This window comes from Vagococcus sp. CY53-2, assembly GCF_022604695.1.
GTDB lineage: Bacteria > Bacillota > Bacilli > Lactobacillales > Vagococcaceae > Vagococcus.
Genome location: NZ_JALAHP010000009.1, coordinates 23,440 through 42,027, shown reverse-complemented (window position 1 = coordinate 42,027; position 18,588 = coordinate 23,440). Strand labels below are relative to the sequence as shown.

Here is an 18,588-nt window from a genome sequence, read left to right as displayed (position 1 = left end):
TGGAATACTGAATCTGCTAAGGAAGGAAAAGCTTCTGAAGCTGCAGGACAAGATGCATGGGAACAAGCAGCTAAAGAAGATGCAGCTAAAAAAGATTGGAATACTGAATCTGCTAAGGAAGGAAAAGTTTCTGAAGCTGCAGGACAAGATGCATGGGAACAAGCAGCTAAAGAAGATGCAGCTAAAAAAGATTGGAATACTGAATCTGCTAAGGAAGGAAAAGCTTCTGAAGCTGCAGGACAAGATGCATGGGAACAAGTAGCTAAAGAAGATGCAGCTAAAAAAGATTGGAATACTGAATCTGCTAAAGCAGGAAAAGCTGAAGAAGATGCGCATGGAGATGCATGGGAAGAAATGGCTAATTTAGAAAATGCCAAAAACCAAGCATTTAAAGAATTACAAGATAAAGTTAATAATGGTGAAATTGATTATCTAGACGGTTTAGGGTTAACTGATAAAATTACTGGTGCTAAAACGATTAAGGCATTACAAGATCTAGGGTTTTTAGCAGAAAAAAATAATGATAAACCAGTAAGTGAAGATTGGGATACACCAACAGCAGAAGAAGGAAAATCTGCAGAAGACGCACACAAAGATGCATGGGAAGAAGCAACAAAACCATCAACACCAAGTGAAGATTGGAATACACCAACAGCAGAAGAAGGAAAATCTGCAGAAGACGCACACAAAGATGCATGGGAAGAAGCAACAAAACCATCAACACCAAGTGAAGATTGGAATACACCAACAGCAGAAGAAGGAAAATCTGCAGAAGACGCACACAAAGATGCATGGGAAGAAGCAACAAAACCATCAACACCAAGTGAAGATTGGAATACACCAACAGCAGAAGAAGGAAAAACTACAGAAGATGCACACAAAGATGCATGGGAAAATGAAGCTAATGATGCATTAAAAGACTCTTCTAAAAAAGATGACGAAGTAAAAGATTCTTCTAAAAAAGATGACGAAGTAAAAGATTCTTCTAAAAAAGATGACGAAGTAAAAGATTCTTCTAAAAAAGATGACGGAGTAAAAGACTCTTCTAAAAAAGATGGCGAAGTAAAAGACTCTTCTAAAAAAGTGGCAACAAAAACAATAGAAAAAAATGAGGTGAAGAATAATGAAAAAACTTTACCACAAACAAATGAAAAAATGAATATGGGATTAGTGATTGGCGGAATTTCATCAGCTTTAGCATCAGCTTTCATGTTCTTTAGAAGAAAATAATTTAATAAGGTTGTTAATTGCATGGGGATGAGAAGAGAAAGACGGTTACAAGAAACTACTTCTAAAAAAAAGAAAATTATAAAAATTATTATTATTCTCTTATTCATAGTATTTAGTGTATTTTATGCTAAATCAAAGATAAGTAAAACTATAACAAAAGAACCGTCAACTTCATATAATGTTAATAGTTCTGACATTGTTGAAGGTAAAAAAGTCCGAGACGCAATGAGTGCAATGAGAGATTTATATGAAGAGGGGTCCCCAAAAAAGTTAAAAGATAATTTGGATATGGAAACCTTAAAAAAAGTAAAAAAAAGTGTCGATAAATTAGACAATGGCAAATTAAAAGATCAATTGATGAATCAATTGAACCAAATAAGGGAACAAATTAATTGATTGAATTTACTTTTAAAGGAATAGTATACTGACTATTCCTTTTTTTATATATTTTTATTATTTTCACTATTTATTTATGATTTACTTTGATATGATAAAAGTGTCGATAAATTGAGGTGAAATACATGAAAATAACCATTAAAGAAATTGCTGCTATCACTGGTGTTTCTACTACGACTGTTTCTCAAATATTAAATAACAAAGGACAGCGATTTAGTGAGGAAACGCGTCTAAGAGTTTTGAAAGCGGTTGATGAATACGATTACATACCGGATTATTTTGCTAAAAATATGATTCATAGAGAATCGAAAACAGTTGGGATGATTGTTCCAGATGTGACAGATTTATTTTTCTCAAAGGTGATTGAAGGTGTTGAAGCATATTTTAATAAAAAAGATTATATGATTTTATTATGTAATTCAAGACATTCAGCAAGGAAAGAAAAAGATTATATAAAACAGTTACAAAATAGATCTGTTGCTGGTATCTTATTAGCAAGTCCAAATTCGTTAAAGTTAGAGAGTGATTTAAAAGGAAGTCCATATATTTTAATTGATAGGGGGCTTAATACGAGAACAGAGGGAAATCTGTTAGTAAAAGAATATAGTGGTGTTTATCAAGCTATTCAACATTTGATTGATAATGGACATAATAGAATTGGTATGTTGACAAATGAATCTGGTTATTATGAAATGACAGAGCGATTTGATGCGTATTATCAATGTCTAAAAGATAATAACATTGAATATAATCCTGACTTTATTGCAGACGGTCCTGTAACGATAGAGGGTGGATACTTTGCAGCTAAAGCATTACTTGAAAAACAATTTATCACGGCATTATGTTGTGGAAATGATCAAATGGCAGTGGGAGCTTACAGAGCAGCCTATGAATTAGGTATATCTATTCCAAAAGATTTATCGGTGGTAGGATTTGATGACTTAGAACTCTCAGCTTTTTTAAATCCACCATTAACGACAGTAAAACAACCGGCTTTTGATATTGGTTATACAGCCGCCCAATATTTATTGCAAGAAATTGAGCACCCTAATGAAAGTATTCCTAACAAAACGTTCGAAACCACGTTTGTTGAACGAGGTAGCACAACATCTATTGACAAAACATGAAAACGTGTTAAAATTTAATTGTAAGCGCTATTAGTTTAATATTACAATGAGTAAACCGATTTACTCAAGTAAGTTAGTTATAGTAAATCGGTTTACTTAATGGGAATTGAGGAACACATAATGAGAATGGTAGATTTAATAAAGAAGAAACGAGACGGTTTAGCTTTATCAAAAGATGAGATTGAATTTATTATTAATACCTATACTACAGGTGATGTAACGGATTATCAAATGAGTGCTCTTTTAATGGCAATATATTTTAATGATATGACAGATGAGGAAATTACATGGATGACTACAGCAATGAGTAAGTCAGGAGATATGATTGATTTATCAGCAATTCATGGTATAAAAGTAGACAAACATTCAACTGGTGGAGTAGGAGACACAACAACATTAGTATTAGCTCCTTTGGTGGCATCGGTTGGAGCAAAAGTAGCTAAAATGAGTGGTCGAGGATTAGGTCACACAGGTGGTACAATTGATAAATTAGAAGCGATACCAGGATTTAAAGTTGAACTAGAAAATGATGAATTTATAAAATTTGTAAATGAAAGTAATGTAGCAGTCACTGGTCAATCAGGTGATTTAGCCCCAGCAGATAAAAAGATTTATGCATTACGAGATGTGACAGCAACGGTGGACTCTATTCCACTAATTGCTAGTTCTATCATGAGTAAAAAGATTGCTTCTGGAGCGGATGCAATCGTTTTAGATGTGACCACTGGTGATGGTGCATTCATGAAGAGTTTAGAAGATGCGGAAAGACTTGCCCATACAATGGTAAGAATTGGTCATTTAGCTAATCGACAAACAATGGCAATTATTTCTGATATGTCACAACCTTTGGGAAATGCGATTGGGAATGCTAATGAGATAAAAGAAGCAATTGATGCATTAAAAGGTGAGGGACCAGAAGATTTAATGGAAATGGTCTATACACTTGGAAGTCAAATGGTTGTTCTAGCAGAAAAAGCGTCTACTTTAGAAGAAGCACGACAATTATTAGAAAACAGCATAACAAGTGGCGCGGCTGCGGATAAATTTAAAGAAATGATCCGTAATCAAGGTGGAGATGATTCTGTTGTTGATTTTCCTGAAAAATTACCACGAGCAAACTATATTATAGAAGTTCCAGCTAAAAAAACGGGTGTTGTTTCTAAAATAGTTGCAGACAAAATTGGTGTTGCAGCGATGCTTTTAGGAGCCGGTAGAAGAACAAAAGAAGAAAGCATAGACTATGCAGTTGGGTTGATTTTAAATAGAAAAGTAGGCGAAACAGTTTTTGAAGGAGAATCTTTAGTAACTATTCAATCAAATCGAGAAAATGTAGAAGATGTCTTAAAAGTTATTTATGACAGTATTGAGATTGGAGAGGTAGGAGAAGAACCTATCTTAATTCATAAAATTATAACCGAATAATAAAAAATATTGATAAAAAAATGTTCATATTATTCTAATGAATATTGATAAATTCTCTTAAAAATAGTATCTTTAATTTTAGAAGTAATATAAATGATTAAAGTCTTTTTTACCTAATTTATTATAAAATAACAGTGATTTATAACTTTACTCGTCTATTAAGTAATGTTAACAAAGTAAGAGTTTTCAAATGAGAAGTCAGATTAAGTAATTAAATATAACAGAATTGGTATAGTTATGATAGGTTGGTAAAAGAGATGTTTCTTATCAAAAAGAGGGGGCGGGCGATATCAAAATAAGCTGATAAAGTCTTTGGGTTGATGTTCGTAGGTAATAAAGATAGGAGATATATTATGACAGTAAACAAAAATTGGATTGACCATGCAACACATGCGTATCATCAAGCATATGTTCCTTATTCTGAATTTCCTGTAGGCGCTGCTCTTGTGACTAAGTCAGGAAAAGTGTATGAAGGATGCAATATTGAAAATGCATCATTTGGGTTAACAAACTGTGCAGAAAGAACAGCCATTTTTAAAGCTATCTCAGAAGGTGAAAAAGAATTTGAGCATTTAGTGGTTATTGGTAATACGAAAGAACCAATTTCTCCTTGTGGGGCATGTAGACAAGTTTTAGTCGAATTTTGTAAGCCAGATATGCCAATTACATTATGTAATTTAAATGGTGATACAAAAGAAACAACAATGCAAGAGCTACTTCCTTATTCATTTGTCGAAGTAGAAAAATAACTATCAACTAAAAATTATAAGCGGAGGTTTTTCAAAAATGAAAAAATCAACAAAAATTGGTGCAGGACTATTAGTTATGGGATTAGCAGTGACGTTAACAGCTTGTGGGGGAAATAAAGCAGGTGGTAACGTTGGTGGAAAAACAACTTCAGGTGAAAAACCAGATCAAACAGTTCATACAGCAGCAATCGTGACTGACGTTGGTGGTGTGGATGATAAATCGTTTAACCAAGGTGCTTGGGAAGGTTTGAAAGAGTGGGGAGAAGCTAACAAACTTGAAAAAGGTGCTAATGGTTATGATTACTTCCAATCAACAGATGCCTCTCAATATACAACAAATATTGATCAAGCTGTCGCAAGTAAATTTGAAACTATTTTTGGGATTGGGTACTTATTAACAGATGCTATTTCAGCAGCAGCAGATCAAAATAAAGACACACAATTTGGTATCGTAGACTCAGTTATTGAGGGAAAAGATAATGTAGTATCTTTAACATTTAAGGATAATGAAGCAGCTTACTTGGCAGGGATTGCAGCAGCGTATTCTACTAAAACAGATAAAGTTGGATTTGTTGGAGGAGAAGAAGGGGCAGTTATTGACCGTTTTGAAGCAGGATTTGTTAAAGGTGTTGAAGATGGAGCAAAAGAATTAGATAAAAAAATTAAAGTAGACGTTCAATATGCAGCATCATTTGGTGACCCTGCTAAAGGTAAAGCTTTAGCTGCCAATATGTACCAAAACGGTGTGGATATTATTTACCATGCTTCAGGTGGTACTGGTGCAGGAGTCTTCCAAGAAGCTAAAGACTTAAATGAAAAACAATCAGCAGACAAACGTGTTTGGGTGATTGGTGTAGATAGAGATCAAGAAGAAGATGGTAACTACAAAGACAAAGATGGTAAAGAAGAAAACTTCACCTTAACATCAAGTATTAAAGGTGTGGGAACTGCTGTTAAAGACGTAACTGAAAAAGCTCAAAAAGGTGAATTCCCTGGTGGAGACGTATTAGTTTATGGTCTTAAAGAAGGCGGAGTTGATTTATCTAAAGGGCATTTAGATCAAAAAGCAATTGATGCAGTAGAAAAAGCTCGTAAAGAAGTTATTGATGGAAAAGTAGAAGTTCCAGAAAAACCAGCTAAAAAATAAAAATTGTTGAAAAGTTGTTGATAGAAAACTTTATGGGAAACGTTCAAAATAAACTGAATAACTTTTCCATAAAGTTTTTCTTTTAGGCTTTAAAGGAATGGGAAAAGTAAGTTTTCTCTTTCCTTCAAAGTCTAAACTTTGAAGTGTGATAATGATAAAGAGGTGTGAAGTCATGAATGAGGAAAACTATGTCATAGAAATGCGGAATATCACAAAACAATTTGGTGATTTCAAAGCAAATGACAACATCAATCTCCAAATTAGAAAAGGCGAAATTCATGCGTTATTGGGTGAAAATGGTGCAGGAAAATCAACCTTGATGAATGTATTATCAGGATTACTACAGCCGACTAGTGGACAAATCTATATGGATGGTCAACCAGTAACGATTGCTAATCCAACTGATGCCAAACGTTTAGGAATCGGGATGGTCCATCAGCATTTTATGTTGGTAGATGCTTTTACGGTAACTGAAAATATTATTTTAGGTGATGAACCAACAAAATCTGGTGTGCTGGATAAGAAAAAATCAGTGGAAGATTTAAAACGAATCTCAGAACAATACGGTATGGAAGTTAATCCAGATGCCTTAATCAGTGATATTTCAGTTGGAATGCAACAACGTGTTGAGATTTTAAAAACATTGTATCGTGGCGCGAATATTTTAATTTTTGATGAGCCGACAGCGGTATTAACACCTCAAGAAATTGATGAGTTGATTATGACCATGAAGGAATTAGTAAAAGAAGGTAAATCAATCATTATTATTACGCACAAGTTAGATGAAATTAAAAAAGTGGCGGATAGATGTACGGTAATTCGTCGTGGTAAGAGTATTGAAACAGTGAACGTAAAGGATGTTAGTTCACAACAATTAGCTGATTTAATGGTCGGTCGTTCGGTATCATTTAAGACAGAAAAAGAACCATCAAATCCTAAAGAAGTCATTTTATCGGTTAAAGATTTACATGTAAAAGATAATCGTGGACTTGAAGCAATTAAAGGATTAGATTTAGATGTTCGAGCTGGAGAAGTTGTTGGGATTGCTGGTATTGATGGGAATGGTCAAACAGAATTAATCCAAGCTATTACAGGTCTTAAGAAAATTGAATCTGGTAAAGTGATGTTACGTGATAAGGACATAACGAATTTAAAACCTCGTCAAATCACTGAATCAAGTGTAGGACATGTTCCTGAAGACAGACATAAATATGGTCTTGTTCTAGACATGACATTATCTGAAAATATTGCCTTACAAACTTATTATCACGAACCGTTTAGTAAGAATGGTGTACTGAATTATAACTACATGGATTCTTATGCGAGAAAATTAATCGAAGAGTATGATGTTCGTACAACAAGTGAACATGCACAAGCTAAGTCACTTTCAGGTGGTAATCAACAAAAAGCGATTATCGCTCGTGAAATGGATAGAGATCCTGAGTTACTAATTGTTTCTCAGCCAACTCGTGGGTTAGACGTTGGAGCGATTGAGTACATTCATAAACGTTTGATTAATCACCGTGATAAAGGCAATGCTGTTTTAGTAGTCAGTTTTGAATTAGAAGAAATATTAAATGTGTCGGACCGAATTGCTGTTATCCATGCAGGCCAAATCGTCGGGATTGTTGATCCAAAAGAAACAACAGAAAACGAGTTAGGATTATTAATGGCTGGATACACATTGGAAGAAGCACGACGAGAATTAGGGACAGAGGTAGGTGTAACTAATGAGTAATTTTAAATTTAGTAAGATGAATGGAATCTTGGTTCCTATTTTATCGGTTATTATGGGATTTGTATTAGGTGCTATTATTATGTTGCTATTTGGTTATAACCCAGTTCAAGGGTATCAAGCCATGTTGACAACAGCATTCCAATCACCAAAAAGTATTGGAGAAATTTTTGTAACAGCTGGGCCTTTAATTTTTACGGCTTTAGGATTTTCTGTGGCAAGTGCTGCTGGATTCTTTAATATCGGGCTTTCAGGTCAGGCGTTGGCTGGTTGGGTAGCAAGTATCTGGGTTGGACTTTCAATGGGAGACTCGCCAAGATTAGTTGCCTTAACTGCAGCTATTTTAGCAGGGGTGATTGCTGGAGCTTTAACAGCGGCGATACCTGGTTTATTAAGAGCTTATTTTGGAACAAGTGAAGTCATTGTTACAATCATGATGAACTACATTTTGCTTTATACAAGTACACATATCGTTAATAATGTTATTCCAGAGAAATTTATTTCAACTAAAGGAACTACTAAATTGATTGGGGAAAATGTGTCTCTTAGAACAGAGTTTTTAACCTCAATTAGTAATGGCTCTCGTTTGAATTTAGGTATTATCTTTGCTTTTATTTTCTTAATCTTGATTTGGTTTTTAATGAAGAAAACCACATTAGGTTATGAAATTACAGCTGTTGGTTTAAACCCATTTGCATCAGAATATGCAGGGATGAGTAGTAAACGTATTATTGTGTTATCAATGGTCATATCAGGAGCATTAGCTGGTATGGGTGGCGTTGTGTATGGATTAGGAACATTTGGTAACTTCTTTGTTCAAGGTAACTCATTAAGTATTGGATTTGATGGTATGGCAGTCTCATTACTTGGTGGAGGATCATCCATCGGTATTTTACTATCCTCTTTATTGTTTAGTATCCTAAAATTAGGTGGACAAGGTATGCCAATATTGGCTGGTGTACCAACTGAATTGGTTGATGTTGTTATTGCTTCTATCATCTTCTTTGTTGGTATTAGCTACTTAATCAAATTGATTTTAACAAAACTTGAAACAAAAAAAGAACCAAAAGCTAGCAAAGTTGAAGGAGGTAAAGCGTGATGGCAGCAGATACTATGTCAACAGTTGCGTCTATTATTACGCAAACACTTGTTTATTCAACACCTCTTGTTTTTACAGCATTAGGCGGAACATTTTCAGAACGTGGAGGGATTGTTAACGTTGGGTTAGAAGGTATCATGGTGATGGGTGCATTCAGCTCAGTTGTGTTTAACATTACGTATGCCGGAGTTTTTGGCGTTTGGACACCATGGATTGCTTTATTAGTTGGTGGAATTGTCGGAATGATTTTCTCATTACTTCATGCTGTAGCAACAATTAACTTGCGTGCCGATCATATTATTAGTGGTACTGTTATCAACTTGATGGCACCAGCTTTAAGTATTTTCTTAGTTAAAGTGTTATATGGTAAAGGTCAAACAGACCAAGTGCCACAAACATTTGGTTATTGGGAAGTTCCTGGGTTAAGTAAGATTCCAGTGATTGGGCCATTATTATTTGAAAAAACATCAGCACCAGCTTTCTTAGCTATTTTAGTGTCAGTCCTTGCGTGGTTTGTCATTTATAAAACACGCTTTGGCTTGAGATTACGCTCAGTAGGTGAAAACCCTCAAGCAGCTGATACTTTAGGGATTAATGTTTATGGTATGAAATATTCAGGTGTATTAATTTCTGGCTTTTTAGGTGGTATTGGTGGAGCAGTATTTGCTCAAACCATTGCTGGACGTTTTGCTGTAACAACTATATCAGGTCAAGGATTCATTTCAATGGCTGCAATGATCTTTGGTAAATGGAACCCACTTGGTGCAATGGGAGCAGCTCTATTCTTTGGATTTGCTCAAAACTTGAGTATTGTAGGAGATAGTATTCCACTTATTTCAAGTATTCCAAAAGTATACCTACAAAGTGCCCCATACGCGTTAACGATTATTGTGTTAGTATTGTTCTTAGGTAAAGCAACAGGACCTAAAGCAGGCGGTAAAACATATATTAAATCTAAATAGTAATTAACTCCTTCCTCTAGCTCCTCTAAACAGAGGAAGGTTTTAAAATATAAAAATGACTTGGAAGAAGGAATGGTAATGTTTAAAAGAATTCATTTAGTAGTACTAGATTCTGTTGGAATTGGTGAAGCTTCTGACGCTGAAAAATTTGGCGATGTTGGAAGTCACACACTAGGTCATATAGCTGAGCATGGATTACATGTTCCTAATATGGAAGAATTAGGTCTTGGAACAATTGAATCTTTAAAAGGTGTCAAAGCGATTGAAGATCATAAAGGCTATGCGACTAAACTAGAAGAAGTATCTGTTGGTAAAGACACAATGACTGGTCATTGGGAAATTGCTGGATTAAACATTCAAACACCTTTTAGAGTATTCCCTGAAGGTTTCCCTCAAGATTTATTAGACAAAATCACTGAATTTTCTGGTCGTGGCATTATTATGGGTGCTAATAAACCATATAGTGGGACACAAGTTATTGAAGATTTTGGCGAAGAACAGATGAAAACAGGGGACTTAATTATCTACACATCAGCTGACCCTGTGTTACAAATTGCGGCTCATGAAGATGTGATTCCATTAGAGGAATTATACAAAATTTGTGAGTACACTCGTGAAATCACGAAAGATGATCCTTACATGATTGGTCGTATTATCGCGAGACCTTACTTAGGTGAACCTGGTAACTTTAAACGTACAGCTAACCGTCATGACTATGCCCTTGATCCATTTGGTCGCACGGTTTTAAATGAATTAAAAGATGCTGGAAAAGATGTTATCGCAGTTGGTAAAATCAACGATATCTTTAACGGTCAAGGAATAACAGAAGCAATCCGTACGGCTTCAAATATGGATGGCGTGGATAAATTATTAGACGTAATGAAACAAGATTTTGAAGGAGTAAGTTTTACTAACTTGGTTGACTTTGATGCGTTATTTGGACACAGAAGAGATACACCAGGTTATGCTAAAGCATTAGAAGACTTTGATGCCCGTTTACCAGAGATTTATGCTAATATGCAAGAAGATGATTTATTATTAATTACAGCAGACCATGGAAATGATCCAACATTCCCAGGAACAGATCATACTCGTGAGTATGTACCATTACTTGCTTACAGCAAAAAAATGAAAGGTCATGGTCAATTGCCACAAGGATACTATGCAGATATCTCTGCGACAATTGCAGATAACTTTGATGTTAAACCAACTGAAAACGGAAAAAGCTTTTTAGAATTATTGAAATAAGGGAGACTATAACATGTCATTAAGCGAAAAATTAGCAGCAACATCACAATATATTAAAGAAAAAGGGGTAGGAGCCGTTGATTTTGGTCTTATCCTAGGATCAGGATTAGGAGAACTTGCTGACGAGATTACCGATCGCGTAGTTATTCCTTATGAAGACATTCCGCATTTTCCTGTATCAACAGTGGTAGGTCATGCAGGACAACTTGTTTACGGAACATTATCTGGTAAAAAAGTTTTAGCAATGCAAGGACGCTTCCATTATTATGAAGGTCATTCAATGCAGACTGTCACATTCCCAGTGAGAGTGATGAAAGCTTTAGGAGCAGATTCATTAATCGTAACAAATGCAGCTGGTGGCGTAAATACAAGTTTTTCACCGGGTGATTTGATGTTAATTACTGATCAAATTAACTTTACCGGTGACAATCCTTTAATGGGGTTAAACGAAGAAGATTTAGGTCCACGTTTCCCTGATATGTCAGAAGCTTATAACAAAACATATGGTGAAGTAACGAAAAAAGTAGCACAAGAACTATCTATTCACTTACAAAAAGGTGTTTATATGGGATTCTCTGGTCCAACTTATGAAACACCAGCAGAAGTACGTATGGCACGTGTGATGGGTGCGGATGCTGTTGGTATGTCAACTGTCCCTGAAGTGATTGTAGCTAACCACATGTCAATGAAAGTATTAGGTATTACATGTGTGACAAACTTGGCTGCTGGTATGCAAGCTAACTTAAATCATGAAGAAGTAGTTGAAACAACAGAACGAGTGAAAGCTGATTTTAAAGAACTAGTGAAACGTACACTAGAAAAACTTTAATTTAAAGGAGACTGAAGAATGAGCGTACATATTGAAGCAAAACAGGGAGAAATTGCAGATAAAATATTACTTCCAGGAGATCCATTAAGAGCGAAATATATCGCCGAAACATTTTTAGAAGATCCTAAGTGTTACAATGAAGTTCGTGGGATGTTAGGATATACTGGAACGTATAAAGGCCATAAAGTATCCGTTCAAGGAACTGGTATGGGAATGCCTTCAGCAGCTATCTATGCGAATGAATTAATTCGCGAGTATGATGTGAAAAAATTATTGCGTGTAGGAACATGTGGTGCGATTCGTAAAGATGTACATGTGAGAGATTTAGTGTTAGCTCAAGCGGCAGCAACCAATTCTGCGATTATTCGTAAAGATTTTCCGACTTTTGATTTCCCGCAAATTGCTGATTTTGATTTATTAACGACAGCGTATGATATTGCTAAAGAAAAAGGATTTAATATTCATGTTGGAAATGTATTATCAAATGATACGTTTTACTCAGATGATAATTCAGACGTCTTTAAATTAGGTGAATATGGTGTGTTAGGTGTTGAGATGGAAGCAGCAGTACTTTACTATTTAGCAGCTAAATACAACGTCCAAGCTCTTGCTTTGATGACAGTGAGTGATCACATGATTACTGGTGAAGAAACCACATCAGAAGAACGTCAAACGACATTTAATGACATGATGATTGTTGGTCTAGAAACATTAATTAAAGAAAATTAAATGAAAAAACGAGTAAGAGGTAGTGTCTTACTCGTTTTTTATTGGATATAGTAAATAATTAAACTAGCTAAAGCAAAAAGATTGAGGATAAACTCTTTCTTTTTAGCTTTTTTTGTTTTCATAAAAAGAAAGAATGAAATTATTGTGGCAACAATAAAAGATATTAATTTCCACGTATCAAGTTGTTGAGACATATAATGTTGCACTACTAAATAATAAGTTCCTATTAGAGACAGTAAACCAAGGAGAAGAAATATAGGCTGTCTTGATAGATATGAATACATTCCTTGAGTAAAAATCGTTAAAAATAACACAATAAAAAATGAAAAGACAAATGGTTTTATTAATTCAAAATCATAATCAAAAGGGTAGCTAATGGTCAGCAGTTGATTAAATACAATTCCTTTAAAGAAAGCATTGGTAAACGAATAAAAAAGTGAGTCAACATAGTAAAACTGTTTTGAAAAAATCATTATTTGAAAGAGTTCATAGGCTAATAAAATTATTCCAAATTGAATCGCTGTTTGTTGAATAATCAAGTAAATCAATACAGCACTGATGATAAGTTTTAATCCATAGATGGCAATAGGCATGGAACGTCCTTTTTTATAAGTATTTTTCCCAATGAGTTGAAAAAAATCACTCAGTAATAAATAAAGAATCATATAGTTTAAAATTAAGGCACCATGGCTACTATTTTTCAAAAATAAAATGCCAGGTATAAGGGAAATAGTTGTTTGTAAAATGGCAATAAGAAAGGTTAGTGGAATATTTTTCCACAAAGTAGGTTTTGGTTGCAAAATATATCTCCTTGTATGTTATTGATAATAACACTTTATGGCAATAATATAAAAAGGTCAAGATTATCGGTTAAATTATGTAGGTAAAAAGTGAAAAATCTGATATACTGACTTATGTTGCAAGATTCCCGATAGGATTTACATCTCGTGTAAAGATGCCTTGTAACCGACTATATTTAGGGGGAATGAATGATGAAAGAAAGAAAATTATTCACGTCAGAGTCTGTATCGGAAGGACATCCTGACAAAGTAGCAGACCAAATAAGTGATGCGATATTAGATGCGATACTAGAAAAGGACCCAATGGCTCGAGTAGCTTGCGAAACAAGTGTTACAACAGGATTGGTCTTAGTATTTGGAGAAATTACCACAAGTGCTTATGTTGATATTCAAAAAGTAGTGAGGGATACAATAAAAAGCATTGGGTATACACGTGCAAAATATGGTTTTGACGGAGATACATGTGCCGTCATGGTTGCCATTGATGAGCAATCACCAGATATTGCACAAGGAGTTGATGCGTCACTTGAAACACGTGAAACCTCAACTAGTGAAGAAGATTTAGGTGCCGGAGACCAAGGATTAATGTTTGGATTTGCTATTGATGAAACACCAGAATTAATGCCTTTACCAATTGCTCTAAGTCATAGAATCACACAAAAATTATCAGAATTAAGAAAAAATGATACACTATCTTATTTACGTCCAGATGCTAAATCTCAGGTGACGGTTGAATATGATGAAGAAGGCAATCCATTACGTGTTGATGCGATTGTTGTGAGTACACAACATGATGAAGACACAACATTGGAACAAATTCAAAAAGATGTTACCGAGTTAGTCATAAAAGAAGTGATTCCAAGTGAATTACTTGATGATAAAACAAAATACTATATTAATCCAACTGGTCGCTTTGTTATAGGTGGACCTCAGGGAGATTCTGGTTTAACAGGTCGAAAAATTATTGTTGATACCTATGGAGGATACGCTCGCCACGGTGGTGGAGCATTTTCTGGAAAAGATGCGACAAAAGTTGACCGTTCAGCAAGTTATGCTGCCAGATATATTGCAAAAAATATCGTCGCAGCAGGTTTAGCGACAAAATGTGAAGTTCAACTTGCTTATGCCATTGGGGTAGCTCAACCTGTTTCGATTTCGATTGAAACATTTGGAACAAGCGATTACAAAGAATCAGAACTGATTGCTGCTGTGAGATCCTTGTTTAATCTATCACCAACTGGTATTATAAACATGTTGGACTTAAGACGTCCCATCTACCAAAAAACAGCTGCATACGGTCATTTTGGACGTGATGATGAAGACTTTACCTGGGAAAAAACAGATAAAGTGGATGAATTAAAACAATTTTTAGCAAAATAAAAAATAACAATAATCCTTATTTGGCAAGTACTTTGGCTGATAAGGATTATTATTTTGAGGAGGAAACCATGCAACAAAAAAGAGAAACAAATGTTAAAATTATCACTGCTTGCGTATTTATCGCTACTTTTATGACAGCAGTGGAAGGGACCATTGTATCAACCGCTATGCCAACGATTGTTGGGTCATTAAAAGGCATTAGTATTATGAATTGGGTTTTTTCCATTTATCTATTAACCAATGCTATGATGACACCGATTTATGGTAAATTAGCAGATAAAATTGGGAGAAAACCGATTTATTTGATTGGAGTCTTTATTTTTATTATTGGTTCTGCTTTATCAGGAATGAGTCAAAATATGATGCAATTAATTATTTTTCGAGCGATTCAAGGAATTGGGGCAGGTTCTATTGTTCCAGTATCTTTAACCATTATTGCGGATATTTATCCAGTTGATAAACGAGCCGGTGTTTTAGGATTAAATAGTGCGGCTTGGGGGATAGCTAGTATTGTGGGGCCACTTGCGGGAGGATTTATAGTGGATGCTCTGAGTTGGCATTGGATTTTCTTAATCAATGTACCAATCGGTATTATGTTAATGATATTAGTATGGATTTACTTGATTGAAGAAAAACGTGAAGTTGAGAAAAGTCCAATTGACTACATGGGAAGTTTCTATATGATAACTATGTTACTGTCATTATTGTATGGTGTTCAAAAAATTAATGATGGCTTTAACTTAATTACCGTTATTGCTTTTGCAATTTTTATTCTAAGTTTAGTATTGTTTGTCAGAACAGAAAAAAAAGCACAAGATCCAGTTATTTCTCTTGACCTTTTCAAAAATCGCACCTTTGTGTTGGTTAATTTGATTGCGGCATTAATTAGTGGATTCTTAATGGGTGTTGAAGTGTACATTCCGATGTGGATGCAAGGAGTTGTTGGGAAATCTGCTGCACTAGGAGGAATTGTGTTAGCTCCTATGTCAGTTATCTGGATGTTCGGCTCATTTGCTGGGGGACGAGCGATGAAAAAATGGCATCATCGTTTAGCCATTATCATTAGTATGTTGCCAATATTAATTGGTTCTGTTTTCTTAACATTAGTTGATAAAGGAACACCGTATGGACTCTTCTTGGTTTTCTCTGGAATTATGGGGATAGGATTTGGGATGACGATGACCTTATTAACTGTTTTAGCTCAAACCTCTGTTTCTAAGCAATTTACAGGTGTTGCCACATCATTTTTTACGTTATCTCGAACAATTGGACAAACCATTATGATTTCAATTTTTGGTTTAGCACTAAATAAGACGATGGATACACAGCTAGAAAGTAGTATGGTTCCAGGAGCAACAAAAGATATGATGAATGAGCTAATCAATCCACATACTGCATCAGAATTACCAACAGAGTTGATTGGTGGTTTACGTGATATTTTATATAATAGTATCCATACTGTTTTTTTTATTGGCTTACTTTTGGTGATTGCATCATATGTTTTAAATTATTTTCAAGAAAAAGAGTCAGTTAAAAATACCCACATCGTTAATTAAACGATGTGGGTATTTTTTACATTAATTCCACAGTTTCTAGAGCTTTTGTAACATTAAGATAGGCATCTTCGGTTAATTTTTTTCGCTTATCATAAGAAATATTGGTATTAATGTCATGTAAATGATGACCAATATTTACGATATTACGTTCAATCGTTTCAGCAAAGTTTAGTTCTTTACTAGAAAATTGTTCAGAATGTTTTTTGAAATCTTCTTTTAGCTGTTTGACTAAAGATTGGGCATCTTGGTAAATTCCAGCATACTGATCAGATTCTAGTGACTCCATAATGGTGTTATCTTTTTCAAGAATGACTAGTAAATCTTCTTTTAGTTTTTTAAATGGATAGTGATATCTTTAAATGTTTCGGCTTTTGATATGGTCATGTTAATCACTCCTATAATTTTTTTCAAAACGATTTGTTTATAGAATTCATTTTCGTAGTTAAATAAAATTTTTTTGTAAACAAAATACGAATAAATTCAAAATAATTAAAAAATAAATGGTTTTTTGTACACATAAACACCATTATTTTGTAATAAATTAAACACTAACTTGAGAAAAGTGGAAAATATATTCCGAGACATAATATTGGTGTAGCTTACTTAATTGAGCAATTAGATAATGATATAAAAAAATTTTTATAGTTGAACCATTGATTGGTTGTATATCCCAAAAGATGTCAAAAAATTAAGTCATTTAAACAGAGCTACAGAAATTGGTGATGTAGTTGAAGCAAGAGATGGTCATACTTACTTATTAATTGAAGCTATTCATCGAGAAGATAGTGAGGAAGCCCAAGATGTGTTACTGTATATCATAATTATTGTTCATACAAAAGAACAAGTGAATGATTATACAGTTGAAATTATTGGAGACAATGACTCAACTTTTGATCGTTTAGTAGATGAGTATATGGAGAATAGTGTGAAATAAGCTATTTTAAGAACCTAACATATTCTATGTTAGGTTCTGTTTACTTACATAAGTTACAAAAGTATCATTAATTACAAATTGTTAACTTTTTCACAAATAGCCGTTAAGATATGTATGTAAAGCAAAGGAGCATGCAACCTTTTGTGATATAACACACAATGATTAATGGAGGATTTATATATGAACATAGGAGAAGTCATAAAAACTACCATGACTGATATGAATATTATCAGTGCGATAACATCAACAGTATTTATTATTTTATTAGGATTCTTTTGTCGCAAGAAAGGTATTTTCTCGTCAGAAGTAGGAAAAATTTTATCAAAAGTTGTTTTAAGTGTAGCTCTACCAGCCTTGGCATTTAACGCATTTATGCAAGATATTAAAAGTGAAACACTAAAACAAGGAATGAACGTGTTAATTTGGGGTATTGTCATTTATATTATTTTAATTTTCGTTTCTAAGCCATTATTTATGAAATATAAAGGCGACAAACAAGATACTCTACGCGTATTAACTATTTTTGGATCAACTACATTTTTTGGTACACCAATCGTTAGTGCTATTTACGGACCAATTGGTGTGATGTTTTCTTCAATCTTTAATATAGGTTACCGAATTTTCTTATACTCATATGGCTACATTAAAATGAGTGGATTAAAAATGGAGCTTAAAAATATAAAAACAATGTTTTTAAATCCAATTGTTATTGCAACGTTTGCTGGTTTATTCATTTGGATTTTCCAAGGATACTTACCACAAGTTAGTGTGACCAATGCAGAAGGTGTTGTGAATCAAGTGGCATTCTTACGTATTGATCAAACAGCAGTTTGGTTATTTAAACCAATGACTTATTTAGCTGGATTAGCTTCACCACTTGCTTGGTTATCAATCGGGGCTACTTTAGGTGAAGTAAGCTTTAAAGATGCAGCTTCAGATAAAACATCTTGGTACTACAGTGCAATGAAGGTAATTGTTGTACCAGTTATAAACATTGTATTATTAGCGATTTTAACTATGACTCACATTTTACCAGTAAGTTACGAAGCATTAGCAACTATCGTCATCATGATGGCTGCACCAACAGCGACAGTAGCGGCTGCTTATGCGATTAGTTTTGATAAGAAACCACTTCTAGCTTCAAATGCTTCTCTTATTTCAACAGTATTAGCTGTTGTCATGACGCCAATATGGATTGTAGTGCTAGAAATGATTAGTAAAATGGGTATTTTTTAACATAAAACA

At 34.3% G+C, this 18,588-nt stretch carries 18 protein-coding genes and 1 riboswitch; of the genes, 16 read left to right on the top strand and 2 right to left on the bottom strand.

Features of this window, described 5'->3' with window-relative positions:
- The 12 genes from MN581_RS09540 to deoD all read left to right on the top strand — a co-directional run.
- A partial coding sequence (locus tag MN581_RS09540; protein WP_241699672.1) for an LPXTG cell wall anchor domain-containing protein occupies positions 1 to 1,230 on the top strand: 1,230 nt, incomplete at its 5' end.
- A 27-nt stretch (positions 1,231 to 1,257) separates the two neighbouring features.
- On the top strand, positions 1,258 to 1,626 hold the full coding sequence (locus MN581_RS09535; RefSeq protein ID WP_241699671.1) for a hypothetical protein: 369 nt from the start codon (positions 1,258 to 1,260) through the stop codon (positions 1,624 to 1,626).
- Between the two features lie 125 nt (positions 1,627 to 1,751).
- Positions 1,752 to 2,753, top strand: a complete 1,002-nt coding sequence (locus MN581_RS09530; protein ID WP_241699670.1) for a LacI family DNA-binding transcriptional regulator — start codon at positions 1,752 to 1,754, stop codon at positions 2,751 to 2,753.
- Positions 2,754 to 2,873: 120 nt separating this feature from the next.
- Positions 2,874 to 4,175: a pyrimidine-nucleoside phosphorylase gene (locus MN581_RS09525; protein WP_117973795.1), complete on the top strand. Its 1,302-nt coding sequence runs from the start codon at positions 2,874 to 2,876 to the stop codon at positions 4,173 to 4,175.
- 353 nt (positions 4,176 to 4,528) lie between these two features.
- Positions 4,529 to 4,924: a cytidine deaminase gene (locus MN581_RS09520; RefSeq protein ID WP_117973797.1), complete on the top strand. Its 396-nt coding sequence runs from the start codon at positions 4,529 to 4,531 to the stop codon at positions 4,922 to 4,924.
- Positions 4,925 to 4,961: 37 nt separating this feature from the next.
- A complete protein-coding gene (locus MN581_RS09515; protein WP_117973800.1) occupies positions 4,962 to 6,071 on the top strand; it encodes a BMP family protein in 1,110 nt (369 codons plus the stop codon).
- Between the two features lie 172 nt (positions 6,072 to 6,243).
- Positions 6,244 to 7,809 (top strand): ABC transporter ATP-binding protein, encoded by a 1,566-nt coding sequence (locus MN581_RS09510; RefSeq protein WP_117973801.1) that lies wholly within the window; start codon positions 6,244 to 6,246, stop codon positions 7,807 to 7,809.
- Positions 7,802 to 8,905: an ABC transporter permease gene (locus MN581_RS09505; protein ID WP_241699669.1), complete on the top strand. Its 1,104-nt coding sequence runs from the start codon at positions 7,802 to 7,804 to the stop codon at positions 8,903 to 8,905. Before MN581_RS09510 ends, MN581_RS09505 begins: the two co-directional genes overlap by 8 nt.
- Positions 8,905 to 9,867 carry an ABC transporter permease gene (locus tag MN581_RS09500; RefSeq protein ID WP_233519207.1) on the top strand — a complete coding sequence of 321 codons (963 nt, stop codon included), beginning with the start codon at positions 8,905 to 8,907 and terminating at the stop codon, positions 9,865 to 9,867. The genes MN581_RS09505 and MN581_RS09500 overlap by 1 nt, the downstream gene beginning before the upstream one ends.
- Before the next feature lie 78 nt (positions 9,868 to 9,945).
- The gene (gene deoB / locus MN581_RS09495) at positions 9,946 to 11,115 is read left to right on the top strand and encodes a phosphopentomutase (RefSeq protein ID WP_241699668.1); all 1,170 of its coding nucleotides are present in this window, start codon (positions 9,946 to 9,948) and stop codon (positions 11,113 to 11,115) included.
- Positions 11,116 to 11,128: 13 nt separating this feature from the next.
- The gene (locus MN581_RS09490; protein ID WP_241699667.1) at positions 11,129 to 11,944 is read left to right on the top strand and encodes a purine-nucleoside phosphorylase; all 816 of its coding nucleotides are present in this window, start codon (positions 11,129 to 11,131) and stop codon (positions 11,942 to 11,944) included.
- A gap of 18 nt (positions 11,945 to 11,962) precedes the next feature.
- Positions 11,963 to 12,673, top strand: a complete 711-nt coding sequence (gene deoD, locus MN581_RS09485) for a purine-nucleoside phosphorylase (protein WP_241699666.1) — start codon at positions 11,963 to 11,965, stop codon at positions 12,671 to 12,673.
- A gap of 38 nt (positions 12,674 to 12,711) precedes the next feature.
- Here deoD and MN581_RS09480 read toward each other — a convergent pair whose 3' ends face one another.
- Positions 12,712 to 13,473 carry a hypothetical protein gene (locus tag MN581_RS09480; RefSeq protein ID WP_117973809.1) on the bottom strand — a complete coding sequence of 254 codons (762 nt, stop codon included), beginning with the start codon at positions 13,471 to 13,473 and terminating at the stop codon, positions 12,712 to 12,714.
- 112 nt (positions 13,474 to 13,585) lie between these two features.
- Positions 13,586 to 13,668: riboswitch (SMK box riboswitch) on the top strand.
- On the opposite strand from MN581_RS09480, the gene metK reads away from it, so the two are divergent.
- On the top strand, positions 13,666 to 14,853 hold the full coding sequence (gene metK, locus MN581_RS09475) for a methionine adenosyltransferase (RefSeq protein ID WP_117973811.1): 1,188 nt from the start codon (positions 13,666 to 13,668) through the stop codon (positions 14,851 to 14,853). It overlaps the preceding riboswitch by 3 nt.
- A gap of 68 nt (positions 14,854 to 14,921) precedes the next feature.
- Entirely contained in the window at positions 14,922 to 16,409 is a 1,488-nt protein-coding gene (locus MN581_RS09470) for an MDR family MFS transporter (RefSeq protein ID WP_241699665.1), read from the top strand.
- 16 nt (positions 16,410 to 16,425) lie between these two features.
- Here the strand turns inward: MN581_RS09470 and MN581_RS09465 are convergent, their stop codons facing one another.
- Positions 16,426 to 16,695: a hypothetical protein gene (locus MN581_RS09465; RefSeq protein WP_241699664.1), complete on the bottom strand. Its 270-nt coding sequence runs from the start codon at positions 16,693 to 16,695 to the stop codon at positions 16,426 to 16,428.
- Between the two features lie 375 nt (positions 16,696 to 17,070).
- Here MN581_RS09465 and MN581_RS09460 point away from each other — a divergent pair, with 375 nt between their 5' ends.
- Positions 17,071 to 17,343, top strand: coding sequence for a hypothetical protein (locus MN581_RS09460; protein WP_117973817.1), 273 nt, complete (start codon positions 17,071 to 17,073; stop codon positions 17,341 to 17,343).
- A 180-nt stretch (positions 17,344 to 17,523) separates the two neighbouring features.
- Positions 17,524 to 18,579 (top strand): AEC family transporter, encoded by a 1,056-nt coding sequence (locus tag MN581_RS09455; protein WP_117973819.1) that lies wholly within the window; start codon positions 17,524 to 17,526, stop codon positions 18,577 to 18,579.
- The last annotated feature ends 9 nt before the right edge of the window (positions 18,580 to 18,588 follow it).

Bases quoted from the DNA above. Each gene is read 5' to 3' on its own strand.
- MN581_RS09535 (WP_241699671.1), top strand. From the start codon at position 1,258: ATGAGAAGAGAAAGACGGTTACAAGAAACTACTTCTAAAAAAAAGAAA.
- MN581_RS09530 (WP_241699670.1), top strand. From the start codon at position 1,752: ATGAAAATAACCATTAAAGAAATTGCTGCTATCACTGGTGTTTCTACT.
- MN581_RS09525 (WP_117973795.1), top strand. From the start codon at position 2,874: ATGAGAATGGTAGATTTAATAAAGAAGAAACGAGACGGTTTAGCTTTA.
- MN581_RS09520 (WP_117973797.1), top strand. From the start codon at position 4,529: ATGACAGTAAACAAAAATTGGATTGACCATGCAACACATGCGTATCAT.
- MN581_RS09515 (WP_117973800.1), top strand. From the start codon at position 4,962: ATGAAAAAATCAACAAAAATTGGTGCAGGACTATTAGTTATGGGATTA.
- MN581_RS09510 (WP_117973801.1), top strand. From the start codon at position 6,244: ATGAATGAGGAAAACTATGTCATAGAAATGCGGAATATCACAAAACAA.
- MN581_RS09505 (WP_241699669.1), top strand. From the start codon at position 7,802: ATGAGTAATTTTAAATTTAGTAAGATGAATGGAATCTTGGTTCCTATT.
- MN581_RS09500 (WP_233519207.1), top strand. From the start codon at position 8,905: ATGGCAGCAGATACTATGTCAACAGTTGCGTCTATTATTACGCAAACA.
- deoB (WP_241699668.1), top strand. From the start codon at position 9,946: ATGTTTAAAAGAATTCATTTAGTAGTACTAGATTCTGTTGGAATTGGT.
- MN581_RS09490 (WP_241699667.1), top strand. From the start codon at position 11,129: ATGTCATTAAGCGAAAAATTAGCAGCAACATCACAATATATTAAAGAA.
- deoD (WP_241699666.1), top strand. From the start codon at position 11,963: ATGAGCGTACATATTGAAGCAAAACAGGGAGAAATTGCAGATAAAATA.
- metK (WP_117973811.1), top strand. From the start codon at position 13,666: ATGAAAGAAAGAAAATTATTCACGTCAGAGTCTGTATCGGAAGGACAT.
- MN581_RS09470 (WP_241699665.1), top strand. From the start codon at position 14,922: ATGCAACAAAAAAGAGAAACAAATGTTAAAATTATCACTGCTTGCGTA.
- MN581_RS09465 (WP_241699664.1), bottom strand. From the start codon at position 16,695: ATGGAGTCACTAGAATCTGATCAGTATGCTGGAATTTACCAAGATGCC.
- MN581_RS09455 (WP_117973819.1), top strand. From the start codon at position 17,524: ATGAACATAGGAGAAGTCATAAAAACTACCATGACTGATATGAATATT.